Source organism: Methanoculleus thermophilus, from assembly GCF_001571405.1.
Classification (GTDB): domain Archaea; phylum Halobacteriota; class Methanomicrobia; order Methanomicrobiales; family Methanoculleaceae; genus Methanoculleus; species Methanoculleus thermophilus.
Window position 1 is genome coordinate 192055 of record NZ_BCNX01000007.1, and the last position, 13117, is coordinate 205171.

Consider the following 13117-nt stretch of genomic DNA (forward strand, 5'->3'; position numbering starts at 1 on the left):
CGTCAGCACCCACCAGCGCCTCAGGTGCGGCGGGATCAAAGGAGTTCTTGCATACTGTGCTGTGTTCTAAAAAAGAGGCCGGGGTTCACCCCGGCGTTCAGGCATCGATGCGCTCAAACTGAGGCGGGAGATCTGCCGCCCAGATATCATACTGGGCAACCGGTGTCCAGGTGTAGGTTTCATGCCTGGCGCTCACTGACCAGAAGAGGTAGTGAGCGGTCAACCGGTCGCCGGCCCCGTTCAGTTCCACCGACCCAAACAGAGGCCCGCCGGATTCCTTTGCAGTCCCCTCAAGGGCGATCTTCAACTTCGAGACGTCCGTGGTGTCGGTCTGCGTCCGGGTCATGACGACGGTCCAGAGCGCATCGTAGGAGGCCAGGCTGTAGCCGTTAGGCTGCCGTCCGAGGGCATCCCGGATCTTTTGGACGGTAGACGCATTCGCCGGGGCACGTTCGTACTGTCCGAACTCCGGGCCGGTGAACTTCGTCTCGGCCGCAAACCGGCCGGCATCCCCCGTCACGAGGGTATCGAGGAGGACGTTGCCGTCGCACCCATACCACCGGACCTCCGTGAGGTTCTTTGCCTTCGCGGCCGCTTCCATGATCGCCGCCGCCTCGTCGAGGCTGATCAGGTAGACACCGACCTTTTCCTTCCCGTGCGCTGCGATGGCCCGGCCGACCTGCACGTCTAGATCCGTCACCATCCCGGCGTAGTCCTTCTCGCCCGGCGCATACCGGACCCCGTCGAGGACCGTGCCGTTGCCCCGCGCAAACGACGCCGCGGCGAGTTTCTCCAGCTCGTCGCCCCAGATGTCGCCGCGCCAGATCGGCACGACCGCCGCTATCCCGTCCGCCTTCAGGTAGTAGGCCATCGCACCGGCCTGGTAGGTGTCCGGCGGCACGAACCGGTAGACGTTGTCACCGGCAATCGCGAGCGACGGCGCCGTGCTCATGGTGCTGATCAGGATGATACCGTGCTCGTCGGCATACGTCCGGGCCGCCTCGAGCTCGGCGCTGGAACCGGGCCCGATGACGATCCTGGCACCCTGCTTATCGAGGGCCTGCAGTTTCTCAAGCGCGACGGCGGGATCGGTCTGCGTATCCTCGATGATCACCCCGACCCGGTAGTCCGACCCGATCGCGGTGAAGTAGTCGTTGATATCGCCGGCGGCTACCTCAAGGGCGACTTTGCTCGCTTCTCCACCTTCGGCAAAGCCGCCGGAGAGTGGCAGAAGGGCGCCGACGATGATCTCCTGTACTGCTTCGCCATTCCCTGCGGGAGTGGTCTGTGTCCCGGTGCACCCGCAGGCGAAGACGATCGCTGCAAGAAGAATAAGAATGAGCGCTGGTAAGCTCCGCTTCATACATCTCTCTCCGCTGGTTGGGTTATAATCGTTCTGCTTTGATATCACGAAAGATTGCGGTTAAAAGAGGATACAGAGATTTCAGCGGCGCATGATGCTCCTAATTCCCCATATGGGAGCAGGATCCGGAAACAGGGCTCGTATTCCAGGAAGAAACGGCTGCACCCGGAGGATATGGGGGCAGATAAGAACAGGTGAAAAATAATGGGGTCATTCCGGGGGAGGGTTACTCCTCCTTATCGAGCAGGTCCCGCGGCTTCATCTGCACATCCACGTCGACGTCGGTCTCGATGCTCTTGACCGCCTCCTCTACGGTTTTGACCACATCACGACCCGGGATCTCCCCGAGAATATCCTCCGGCGGCAGTTCCACGCCCTCCGGGACCTCCGGGGCCTCGACCGTGGCGCCGAGGTACTCGGCGGCCTGCTTGACGACGCTAGAGAGCTCGAACGGGAAGATGATCTTCGTCGCCTGGCCTTCGGCCATCTGCTTTAGAGCATCGAGAGAGAGGACCGTGATTGCCCGCTTATCAAGCGGTCGGGCCCCGACCGAGAGGATCCGCAACCCCTGGGCTTCCCCTTGCGCCTGCAGGATACGCGACATCCGCTCGCCCTCGGCCCGGAGGATCTTGCTCTGCCGCTCACCCTCGGCCTCCAGGATGATGCTCTGTCGATGCCCTTCGGACCTGAGGATCGCCGCACGCTTCTCGCCGTCGGCACGAAGGATCGCGGCGCGCCGCTCACGCTCGGCCGCGGTCTGCTCGGTCATCGCCTGCTTGACCGCACCCACCGGGTCGACCTCCTTGATCTCCACCCGCTCGACCTTGACACCCCAGGCATCGGTCTCCCGGTCCAGGATGTCACGGAGACGGGTGTTGATGATGTCCCGGTTGTAGAGGATCTCGTCGAGTTCCATATCGCCGATGATGCCCCTAAGACTCGTCTGCGCCAGCGCCACCGTCGCCGCCCGGTAGTTCGTCACCTCGAAGTAGGCCTTCTCGGGATCGATAACCCGAACGTAAACGATCGCATCCACGTTCGTCGGTGAATTGTCCTTCGTGATCACCTCCTGCCGCGGGACATCCATCACCTCTGTCCGGAGATCGAGTTTCTTGACCACCGTGATCAGCGGGACCACCCACCGGAACCCGGGGTTCATCCTCCCGATGTACCGGCCCAGGCGGATCTGAAGGCCCTGCTCATACGGCTGGATGATCACCACGCCGCGGGCAAAGATGGCGACGATGATGATGATCAGAAAGATTGTAATCAGACCGGTCCACGGAATCTCTCCACCAAAAAGCATCTCATGTAACCTCCCTCACGACAACATGCACCCCTTCGGATCGCACGACGATAACCTTTCGGCCGACCGGGATCACTCCCGATTCAGATCGAGCGCTCCACTCCATGCTCCCGAGCCGCACCTTCCCCGCGAGTGTCTCCGGGTCGACCGGCGCGACCACAGTTCCCTCCAGACCAACGAGTGAGTCCCGCGAGAGGGTCTTTGGTGGTTCGTGGCCGGGCGTGAGACGACCGTAGAGCCATACGGTGATGGAGGCCGCCACGATTGCCGCAAGAACTCCGACAACGAGGGCGATAGGAGAACTGAGAATATCGACACCGAGAAGAAGGAGGATCCCGAGGATGATCAGGACTGTCGCAGGAACCGCAACAAAGAACCCCGGTTGGTAAGCCTCGACCAGGAGCAGCACCGCCCCGAGCACGATGAGAAGCCAGCCGAGAGCGATCCCCTCTACAAGCATGAGGGGGAGTTGACGTTGGGCTATAAAAGTATGCTGAAGGGCCGGCTCAGCCGAGATCCATCACCGGCGTGATCCGGGACGGCACGACCCGCTCAATCTTGAGCGGAACGCCGCCGGGCGTGGCGATCCGGATCAGGAACTTCTCGCCGGGCTCAAGCGGCCGGGAGGGATAGATGACCAGATCGAACCGTTCCCCTGGTTCGAGGAGCGTGTCGTCATCCGCCTCCAGAAACGGGATCGTGTGCCCCATTCGAACAATTGTCCAGTTCCCGGGCCATACCGGCGCACCAGCAGTCCGTTCAAGACGCTCGGCTCCTCCGAGGGTGACGACCTCGACCACGGCACGGCCGATATCGACGCTCCTCATATCACCGATGAAGAGACTGACGCTGCAGGAGACCGCCCCCATCCGTGACGGGTCGGGCCGGTCGCAGAGAAGGTCGACACCGTTGATGGAGCGCTCAGCGAGCGCATACCCGTAGACCCCGCCAGAGAGCATCAGGCATCCTTCATTCTCCTTCACGGCCGAGTAGACAAGGCCCCCCGGTTGATCGAGGGGAGCATTCAGAGCATGAACTACAAGCACAGCAAAGATGACCACCACGATGCAGAGGATCACCCCTTCGAGCACCGAAAGACCGCCGTCTGCCGAATCCATACTGGATCCTCGTCTGCAGGAGATATATACCCCTGCGTTACGCCCCCGGGCCGTACCGGGCGAAGAACGCCGGGGCCCCGAATGAGATCCAGGCACCGGCGACGGCGGCCCGGATGTACTGGAGAGCATACGCGCCAGGAGCGGGATCCGGCGAGATAAGGAGGCCTAGCCCAAACCAGATCGCCCCTATAACCATGATGCCGAAAGCGTAACCCAAGAAGCGAACCGATCCGTCTTCGGCGGAGCAGAGACTCCACCGGTGACGGTCTACGGCAGCGCCTGCTGCAAATCCAAAGAAAAACCCGGATACTGCGAGCGTATCCCAGAGGGAGAGAGGATCGATAGGCTCTCCCGACCGCTCAAGCGCTCCTTCCGACCAGAACGCAGGCACCTCCCAGTCCCCGACGGAAAGAAGAGCGGCAAACGGGATAAGAATAAGGACGATGGAGGCGGCAAACGCCACAAACACCTGCCAGGGAGTGGAGAGCGAGGCGATCCGGCGGGCAACCGGTCTTTCCAGGGTAAGGAACCCGATAAGGATAAGAAAACCGATTATCCAGCCCCCGATAACGTCGGTCGGATAGTGGACCCCAGAGACGATCCGGGACGCGCCGATCAGAAAGATCATCACGAATGCAAAGGCTGATAGCCACCATCTCCGGGCGTCGGCGGCGAGCAAACCCCAGAGCGTCGCAGCACCCAGAGCGTGCCCCGACGGCAGCCCGAACGAGGCCTGGCTCTCGTACGCCCGGATCTCCGGGCTCACCCAGTAGGGGCGGGGGAGATGGAACGCGATCTTGAGAGCCTCATTAAGCCCGCCCGAGATCCCCATGAGGAGACCGAGACGGAGCCCAAGACGCGGGTCCCAGCACCAGTACAGTATCGAGACGACCAGCAGGTAGAACTCAGACCGCCCAAGAAAAGAGAAGACCAGCGCAGGCTCGATGAGCCATGCGGCCTGGGTCTGAAGCATCTCGATGATCGCAATCTGGATATCGGTCATGAGCCGGGTGCATCACCTCAGATATCAACGCTCGCGAGCAGCTGGGGCATCGCCGCTGCAATCCCGTTGATGATGAACTGGATGGCGATAGCAAGGACGATGATCGCCATAAGCTTTGGGACGACCCGCAACCCTGCTTCCCCGATGAGGGCAAAGATCCGGGGTCCGTAGAGCATCCCCACGTATGAGATGCCGAGAGCCACGATGATCCCCGCAAAGACGGCAACCGTGCCGAGAATCCCTTCCGGACCCGAAGCGAGCAGGATCACCGTCGTGATCGTCCCCGGGCCGCACGAGAGCGGAAAGGCCAGCGGGACGATGGAGATGTTCTCCAGGTTCTCGCGCGAGTAGGTCTCACCCTTTGTGCCGAGCATCCCGGTCGCCACACTGACCAGCAGGATACCGCCGGCAATCTGGAACGCCGGGACGGTGATATTGAAGATCGAGAAGACCAGTTGCCCTGTGAGGGCAAAGAAAGCAAGCACGATGAAGGCAATCTTCAGCGAGGTCTCGATGACCCTGGTACGCTCTGCCCGCTCCATCCCCTCGGTGAGCGCCGTGTAAACAGCGATCGTGGAGGCGGGGTTCATAACCGCAGTGATCGACGCGATCGCGACCAGACTAAAACTAAAAAAATTGATGAAATCCGTTATCAGGTCCATACGGGCAGATCACCTTTGAGATTGGCGTATGAGTCGGGGTGTATACGAACCTTACGGTTCACCGTTTGAGCCATTCTCGGGAACATGGACCGCAGGAAACGCATCAAGGAGTTCTCGTGTCAATTCAGCCCCAAGCGAAGGCCGGATAGATTCGAGCCAGAGAAAGAATCCCGCCATGTGAGGCGTCCGCCGGCTCTCGAACTTAAACCCCCCCGTCCGGCTCGGGACCATCTTGAGGTATTCCTTCTTGTTGCGTGTCCGTAAATAAATGATCGGCCGGTACTCTGGAATGTTCACCGCGAGGACAACCTTTGAGAACTGGCTCTGGATAGCATCGGGATCGTATGTCTTTCCTTTGATCCGGATAGGGTACCGCGCATCGAGCATCCTGACGGCGGAGGGATACAACCCGCCGAAGAGGACTTTTTTTACGATCGGCGGGATCTCGTCCGGTGCGCCGAGTTCCCCTACACCCTTCTTCGAGGTGACCGCGGCGATGATGCTCTGCATCCTCTCGTCGTGCAGTTTCTTGTAGTCAAATGGTCGGCGTGGAGGGATATCGTCGATCGATATCAGTTTCTCATGCCGTATCTTGCGGGGCGGGCTTCGTTTGAGGTCCCGGGGGCGGATCAGGGCCTTTAGGTTCTCGCAGGTCGGAGTGGTGAGGAGGACGTTGTCGGGTTCCCGGAGGAGACGGCGGACGACGGCCGTCCGGGAGATGTCGACGGAGGAGATCAGGAGAAACGGGACGGTCGGCTGCCCATAGAGGTAACCGAAGAGTTGCTTTTTGTAGCGGATCTCCGCCTCGAACTCCTTTAGGTCGGCAGGAGAGGTGATGATCTCTCCAAACGTCAGTGCTCCTGTATGGTCGACGAGCACAAGATCGACCTCGGCGAGGTCCTGGCCGTTTCCCCGGACCTTGATATCCCCGATGTTCGAGTAGAACAACCCGTTCTGGCCGAGTTTCGCGCGCCGGACCTTGGACGGCCCGTCGGCGCCGCGGGCCACGACTGAGAGGATAAGGTCGGTCTGCAGCGATAGGTCGAGGATCATCTCATAGGCGATCGCCTCAAACCACCGTCCTTCGGCGGTTCGCATCTCGGGAATATCCTCTGAGAAGAGTTTTTTTCTGTCAGCGGGGCGCAGGTGGCGTAGCGCTCTCATAATGATCGCCCGCGTCGGCTGAAGCGAGCTGAAATTTTTGCCGAGCCACGAAATCATCTGTAACATTCGTTCCACACAGCTTGGGTATTGTTATCGTATTGGGGGACCGGATATGGGTCAGAGCACTTCCTGACAGGAGAGTCTATCATCGAGTGAGTGCTCATAGAGTTTCCGGTCTCCAGAACTATGAAATTACGCATGGTCCCACCCCCCCGCGAGGATCTTCGTTACGCCCGGCCCCACGGTGGACTCCGGGTGAAGCAGGGCCAACCCGGGCAGGAAAAAGAGAGGATTCGGTGCCACGGGGTGAACTTCCGCCCCCGGTGAACTACGTACTCGTAGCGGAACGCCTTGATGACAACCTCTCGCCGATCTCATCGACGCTGACGACCCGGGCAGGGTGGGTTTCGATGAGAGAGCCCGCCCGGTTCCGCCGGAAGTGTCCCACGATCTTGATCAAGACGGGGGTGGCCTGGATCGGGAAACCAAGTACCGCACGGGAAATTGAGAAAATGTCTGCTTCAACGCTCCTCCCTAGCCCCGGCATAAAACCTTTTGATGGCGCAGGGCGATAGCTCTTGGAGACAACCATCACCCCACGGGGTTCCGAGGAGAGCATGGGACAGAATAAGATCTATATCATCGGCCACAAGCAGCCCGATACCGATAGTATCTGCAGCGTCATCGGCTACGCCGAGCTTCGCAACCGCGCCGAGCCCGGGAAGTACATCCCCGCCCGATGCGGTGAGGTGAGCCCGGAGACACAGTTCGCGCTCGAGACGTTCAATGTTGAAGCGCCGGTCTATGTCGCGAGCGTCGAGCCCACCGTATCGGATATACCGCTCGATACCCGGAGCGTCCGCCAGGACGTCCCGACGATCGACGTCGCCGCCCTGATGGACACGTACGATATGCGAAACATGCCGATCACGGACGAGAACAACACTCTGGTCGGTCTTGTGAGCGAGTACGGCCTTGCCCGGGCCTATGTCAGAAAGAACCCCCGGGAACAACTCTCGCTCGTTCCGATGCCGCTTGAGACACTCGCCCGTATCCTGGATGCCCAAATAGTCGTCCCGGCGCACGAGATGCTCCAAGAAGGCCGGGTCTACACCGTCATCGACGCCCTGCACGTCACCCTCTCGCGGATGACGCCAAACGACATCGCGATCGTCGGGGACAACGAACCGGCGCAGCTTGCCCTGATATCGGCGGGCGTCGCCGCACTCATCATCGCCGAAGGGGCACCGGTGGGCGAGCGGGTGATCACTGCCGCCCGGGCAAGGGGAGCCTCGATCCTTGTAACGACACTAGATGCATTCAGTGTCGGCAAGATGATCAGCCTCTCTCTACCCGCGAGCATGATCATGGAGACCGATATCCCCATGGTCCGGATGGAGGACTCGCTTGAGTATGCAAAGAGCGTCGTCTCGAACTCCAAGTTCAGGACGGCCTGCGTCGTCGGCGACGGGCAGCAGCACATAGGGCTCATATCCCGGACGACGCTGATGCAGGACGTCCAGAAATCGGTGATCCTCCTCGACCACAACGAGTACTCACAGGCCGTGGACGGGATCGAACAGGCGGACATCCTCGAGATCATCGACCACCACCGGCTCGGAGCAATCTCGACTCTGAAACCGGTGCGGTTCCTCAACGACCCCGTTGGATCGACCTCGACGATCGTCACGAACAAGTTCATCGAGGCCTGCGTGGAGCCCACGCCGTCGACCGCCGGGCTCCTCCTCTCCGGAATCCTCTCGGATACGATGGTGATGAAACTCTCGACGACCACGCCCGCGGACATCCGGGCGGTCGACTACCTCGCGGAGATCACCGGGGTCGACCCTGCCGAGTTCGGGCCGGAACTGATCCGGAAGGGCATGGACCTTGACGCCCTCCCAAAGGAGGAACTCCTCACCCGGGACATGAAGCGCTACAACCTCTTTGGGAAGAGCATCATGGTCTCGCAGGTGATGGCGTCGTCGTTTGCCTTCGCAGAGACCCATGCCGATGAGATCCGGACGGAACTCGAGCACCTGCGGACGACGCTGGGGGTCGATTGCTTCTTTGCCCTCTTCACCAACGTCTTTGCGAACGCAAGCGACCTCTTTGCAGCCGGCGACGAGGCCTGCATCGCCAAACTGGACCTGCGGGACCAGCCCGTTCGACTCGAGGGCGTCATGTCCCGGAAAAAAGATTTTATTCCGAAGTTCGGGCAGATGTTCCGGCAGCTCTAGCCGCCGGAAGGGATCACTCCTTCTTTTTGAGCACCCCGGCAGCATAGCGGGCGAGAGGATAGATGCCATCGGTCGAGGGGTGGACCTCGACGATATCATCAAAGTCGTCGACGGTGATCCCACGCTTCATCAGGTAGCCGAGGTAGGAGAGGAGAGCCGAAGCGCCGGGGGCAGCTGCGGCGGCCCCGATGAGCCGGCCGCTTTCGGGATCGACCCGGACCTGGGCAAACCCTGCCCAGCCGCCGGGAACATCCCAGAACGATCCGGGACCGGCGGGGGCGGGTGCCGAGAGAGTGACGCAGCCGTCGCTGGATCCGGCCGTAGCGAACGCGTAGTCGTAGCGGAGACTCAACGCCTGGGGGATCCCGGAGTAGTCCATGACCGTATCGTTGCCGAGGATGTTCTCGGCCGCAACCACGCCCTCCCGCCGTGCCGCAGGGGTGAGATACGGCGGGCCGATAACATCGCCGGCGGCATAGACTCCCGGCACACTCGTCCGCATCCGTGAATCAACGATAACGGAGCCGTCCGGACGCTTATCAAGGCCCTGGAGCGATTCCGAACGCGGGACGAGCCCGGTGGCAAGTAGGACGGCATCGGCGGCCAGTTCTTCTCCGTCGGCGAGGAGGACCGATCGGACCCGGCTCCCGCCCTCGATACTCCGTGGAGCAGTATGTTCACGGATGCCGACCCCGGCAAGGTCACGCAGCACTGCGGAGCGCATCTTTTGGTCGAGATCGCAGAGCAGCCCGCGCCGGGCGACGATCTCGACGTCCGATCCAAACGCCCGGAATATGTGGGCAAACTCCGCCGCCACCACTCCACCGCCGATGATGACCAGGCGCCGGGGAAGATCGGGCATTGCAGAGAGTGTCTGGTAGGTATAGACGCCCGAGAGGCTGGTGCCGGGGATATCGGGGATTGCCGCGCGCGACCCGGTGGCCGCGAGAACCGCGTCAGCCCGGATCTCCTCGTCGTCGATGAAGACCCGGTCACCCTCCAGCCGGGCCTCGGCGCCGTAGACGATCTCGACTCCCGCCCGGCGGGTCTCGGCTTCGAGGACCGAGGAGAGTTTCTCCTGGATCTCGCTCATCCTCCGTTTGAGCATAGGGTAGGAGAGGGTCGGGACCGAGTCGAGGATACCGAGGTCTTTTTGTGTTTGGGCGTACTCAAGGAGCCTTGCTACGTCGTTTAAGGCACAGACAGTCATGCAGCGATCATGGAGACACTGCCCCCCTATCTTGCGCTGCTCGATGAGCCGGACCTCCTTGCCGGCCTGTGCAAGGCGCATCGCACCGAGCCTTCCCGCGGGTCCGCCGCCGATGACAACGAACATAACCAATCCTTACAAAAATTCGACGCCCTCGTCCATCGGCATCGAGAGAATCTCGCCGGTGAACCCATTGACCTCAACGATCTTACTTCCACCCCGCACCTGCCAGACCGGCACGTAAACCACCTCAAGATCGACTTTGATATCGTTCCGGTCGGGTTTGAGGGTCTTTTCCTCGTAAAAGATCGCATCCCCCTTTTCGTAGCGGAACCGCACCCGCTGGGTGAGTCGATCGACGACATCGCGGATAATCTGCTCCTCCACATCCTCCCGCAGGAGCCGGGCAGGCACTATCTCGGAACCAAACGGGACCGGAATGCGCTTGATGTCCCGGGGATCAATCTCCATCTTGAGCCCGTTGATGGCGTTGATGGCACCGGATCCTTCGGACTCAAAAGATACCAGCCGATCCTTCACCTCACGCTCGCCGGTGCTCGTATAATGGTAATTCCAGTACGGGATGAACCGGCACTTCGCCGACCCGTGCAACCCGGCGATGCCGCAGGCACGCTTTTCGGTGACCTGGAGGGGGAGGTGAGGCAACATGGGCCCCTCCTCCGGCTCCTCTCCCCCGACTGCAGGGGCAGTCTCCTCCGGCCGGGCCTGCTGCACCGGCGCAGCCAGCACAGGATGGTCGAAGTCGAGGACCAGGCTCTCTCCGAGCACCTCCGCAAGAACAGCCTCTCCCGCGTATCGGGCGAACTCTTCCGGACCCCACTGGATGCAGTCCTCTGTCCGAACCGCCGGATTGAGGGTGAAGAGCAGTTTCAGGCAGACCGGGTCTTCATCCCCGGTGTAGAGATGATATGTCATCGAATCAAAGTACTCGATCATCTCAGGGTCATCAGAGCAGAGCACCACCAGAGGGGCCCCGTTTCCAACAGCAGAGAAATCCAGTTCCGGCGGCACCTCGAGGTCCTTGATCTCGTAGGAGGCCGCAGCGAGGATCCGCTTCAGTACGTTCCGGGCTTTTTCCCGGGTCCCACTCTCCATTCATCGTACAATATTGCAGGGAGATAGAACAAGTTTTCCCTTTCAAGCCGGTCCGCAGGATAAAGGTTGTACATGACCGATAATCAAAAGCGACGGGAGATGCCCTGGAAAGGGATTTGGAGATTCAAAGGCATCTATTTACACCGAAACTGAGTGGTGGGAGGTGCCCCTGGCCGCTCACTCGGTCTCCGGTGAGAACCGCCGTGGTTCCGCCAAACTCCAGTCCACCGGATTCTCTATCGATGCACCGCACGCGCCGGCCAGGCAGCATACCTGGGATGCCGACCCGGCATCCGGGGGATACAAAATAGGCAACCCTTTTTCACCTGACAGGCAAGAGATCTGGTAATGCATGTCCCCCTGAAGTTCACCAATCACCGCATCGAGGAGTACGCGCTCAGGGTGACCTACCGCCCGGAGGAAGACTCCGGGATGATCATCTACAACCTCTCGCTCATCGAGAGCCGCGACCTCGAATTTGCGCTTGCCACGATAAAAGAGGCACACCAGGCAGGTATCACCATCAGCGACCGGATCCGAGTCGCAGAGCCGGGGGAGCAGATCGGCGGCTACATCGTGCCCGACGGTCGGCACGCCATCTGCACAATGTGCAGCATCACGCTCGATGCCCTCCTCCTCCAGCGCGGCATCCCGCTCAACCCGATCGGGGGTGGGATCGTCGAGGTCATCGGGAGGGTACCCCAGCGGTTCACGAGCATGATCCTCTACCGCGACACCACGCTCGATCCCCTTGAGGTCCTGATCTCCCAGGAGGCCACATCGATCCTCGGCGTCATGCACCACGGGAGCGGCAACATCCTTGCAAACATACGCGAGTGCCACATGGAGGCAGAATCGCTCATGGAGACGGTGCTCGACGAACTCGCAGCCATAGGGTTCTCCGGCATCCTGGATATCGGCGCCCCGAACGTCCCGCTGCTCGGCGTCCCGGTGAGCCCGCAGTATGTGGGCGTGGCAATCGTCGGGGGCACGAACGCGATGGCGGCCGTACGGGAGGCAGGGCGGCCGGTCGTGACCAAGGCGCTCAAAGGCCTGATCGATATCCGGGATATGGGCTACCTGGACGATTACTGACCCGTAGCCCTCGCCCATTCCGTGACGCTGGTGATGTGCCGCCGAACAAACGAGACAAGCCCCGCGGACTCCGAGTAGAGGGCCGAAGGCTGCTCGTCGCTCGACCCCGTCCTCGTCCAGAGGAGCGCCCGGGCATTGTCCACCAGGAAGACACCAGAACCCTCGTAGGGTAGCGGTTTTCCGGGTACAGAACAGGTCTCGCGCAGTTTGGCGAGGGGAAGGCCATGAACCCTGAATCGGAACGGCTGCTCGCCCTCCCAGCACTCGGTGATGATATCGATCTGCGCGGAGTCGGGGACCGTATCCAGCAGTGCGAGGACACCCTCACGGAGGAGGTCCCATGTCGCGAGCACCTCCACACTCCGTTCTGCGCTCTGAAACATCTCGGCAAGGCGGGTTCTGATGTTCTCCTCGCCATAGATGGTCCAGACCAGTTCCCGGTTGCCGCGCCCCTCCCGCTCTTTCTCCCGATAGATCGTATCAAGGGCAGCCCGGGCGCTCTCCGCATCTCTCTCGATCCGGATCATCAGGTTGCGGACTCCACGGTCAGGCGGGACCGCATCGAACCGCTTTGGCGTGGTGTGGGAGACGTTGACCAGTTCCTTCTGGATAAGCCTATCGAGGACCGGGTAGACAGAAGCGCGTGGAACCCCGGAGGCCTCATGGATCTCTGTTGCGGTTGCACCGGTCATTCTGAGTAGTCCAATGTATACAAGGGCCTCATATCTTGTAAGACCCAGAGATTTCAGAGATTCAACCAGATCGTTTGGAACACCCCAGGCTGTCCTCATGCCATTAAACATATACGTTCAAACAATAAATGTTGTTGCTAAAATAACA

At 60.8% G+C, this 13117-nt stretch carries 12 protein-coding genes; 2 read left to right on the plus strand and 10 right to left on the minus strand.

The window, feature by feature from the left end; all coding sequences use genetic code 11:
• Positions 1-97: 97 nt before the first annotated feature.
• The 7 genes from MCUTH_RS06830 to MCUTH_RS06860 form a co-directional block, all read right to left on the minus strand.
• Positions 98-1363: an ABC transporter substrate-binding protein gene (locus MCUTH_RS06830; RefSeq protein ID WP_066957423.1), complete on the minus strand. Its 1266-nt coding sequence runs from the start codon at positions 1361-1363 to the stop codon at positions 98-100.
• 226 nt (positions 1364-1589) lie between these two features.
• Positions 1590-2669 carry an SPFH domain-containing protein gene (locus tag MCUTH_RS06835; RefSeq protein WP_066957426.1) on the minus strand — a complete coding sequence of 360 codons (1080 nt, stop codon included), beginning with the start codon at positions 2667-2669 and terminating at the stop codon, positions 1590-1592.
• A gap of 1 nt (position 2670) precedes the next feature.
• Positions 2671-3129: an NfeD family protein gene (locus MCUTH_RS06840; protein WP_066957428.1), complete on the minus strand. Its 459-nt coding sequence runs from the start codon at positions 3127-3129 to the stop codon at positions 2671-2673.
• A 46-nt stretch (positions 3130-3175) separates the two neighbouring features.
• Positions 3176-3787 carry a hypothetical protein gene (locus MCUTH_RS06845; protein ID WP_066957430.1) on the minus strand — a complete coding sequence of 204 codons (612 nt, stop codon included), beginning with the start codon at positions 3785-3787 and terminating at the stop codon, positions 3176-3178.
• A 37-nt stretch (positions 3788-3824) separates the two neighbouring features.
• A complete protein-coding gene (locus MCUTH_RS06850; protein WP_066957431.1) occupies positions 3825-4790 on the minus strand; it encodes a phosphatase PAP2 family protein in 966 nt (321 codons plus the stop codon).
• Between the two features lie 17 nt (positions 4791-4807).
• Positions 4808-5452 carry a MarC family protein gene (locus MCUTH_RS06855; protein WP_066957433.1) on the minus strand — a complete coding sequence of 215 codons (645 nt, stop codon included), beginning with the start codon at positions 5450-5452 and terminating at the stop codon, positions 4808-4810.
• Positions 5453-5503: 51 nt separating this feature from the next.
• Positions 5504-6673 (minus strand): hypothetical protein, encoded by a 1170-nt coding sequence (locus MCUTH_RS06860; RefSeq protein ID WP_236707439.1) that lies wholly within the window; start codon positions 6671-6673, stop codon positions 5504-5506.
• A 560-nt stretch (positions 6674-7233) separates the two neighbouring features.
• Between MCUTH_RS06860 and MCUTH_RS06870 the strand changes: the two genes are divergently transcribed.
• Positions 7234-8856, plus strand: a complete 1623-nt coding sequence (locus tag MCUTH_RS06870; protein WP_066957743.1) for a putative manganese-dependent inorganic diphosphatase — start codon at positions 7234-7236, stop codon at positions 8854-8856.
• Positions 8857-8869: 13 nt separating this feature from the next.
• On the opposite strand, the gene MCUTH_RS06875 is transcribed toward MCUTH_RS06870, so the two are convergent.
• Both MCUTH_RS06875 and MCUTH_RS06880 read right to left on the minus strand, forming a co-directional pair.
• Entirely contained in the window at positions 8870-10192 is a 1323-nt protein-coding gene (locus MCUTH_RS06875) for an FAD-dependent oxidoreductase (RefSeq protein ID WP_066957438.1), read from the minus strand.
• Positions 10193-10201: 9 nt separating this feature from the next.
• Positions 10202-11182, minus strand: a complete 981-nt coding sequence (locus MCUTH_RS06880; RefSeq protein WP_066957440.1) for a hypothetical protein — start codon at positions 11180-11182, stop codon at positions 10202-10204.
• A 348-nt stretch (positions 11183-11530) separates the two neighbouring features.
• On the opposite strand from MCUTH_RS06880, the gene MCUTH_RS06885 reads away from it, so the two are divergent.
• Positions 11531-12277, plus strand: coding sequence for a DUF128 domain-containing protein (locus MCUTH_RS06885; protein WP_066957442.1), 747 nt, complete (start codon positions 11531-11533; stop codon positions 12275-12277).
• On the opposite strand, the gene MCUTH_RS06890 is transcribed toward MCUTH_RS06885, so the two are convergent.
• Positions 12271-13080 (minus strand): TrmB family transcriptional regulator, encoded by an 810-nt coding sequence (locus MCUTH_RS06890; RefSeq protein ID WP_330219241.1) that lies wholly within the window; start codon positions 13078-13080, stop codon positions 12271-12273. The genes MCUTH_RS06885 and MCUTH_RS06890 overlap by 7 nt on opposite strands.
• Positions 13081-13117 lie beyond the last annotated feature (37 nt).